A 223-nucleotide genomic window follows, 5' to 3' on the forward strand; every position below is an offset into this window, starting at 1 on the left:
TCCTTGAAATACCACCCTTGTAGACATGGATGTCTAACCGCGATCCGTTATCCGGGTCCGGGACAGCGCATGGTAGGCAGTTTGACTGGGGCGGTCGCCTCCCAAAGAGTACCGGAGGCGCGCGAAGGTGGGCTCAGAGCGGTCGGAAATCGCTCGCTGAGTGCAATGGCATAAGCCCGCTTGACTGCGAGACTGACACGTCGAGCAGAGTCGAAAGACGGCC

At 59.6% G+C, this 223-nt stretch carries 1 rRNA gene; it reads left to right on the top strand.

What is annotated here, in order from left to right:
• Positions 1-223, top strand: a 23S ribosomal RNA gene (locus E4K09_RS16780); the annotation flags it as partial.

Source organism: Microvirga pakistanensis (assembly GCF_004458765.1).
In the GTDB taxonomy this organism is placed as follows: Bacteria; Pseudomonadota; Alphaproteobacteria; order Rhizobiales; family Beijerinckiaceae; genus Microvirga; species Microvirga pakistanensis.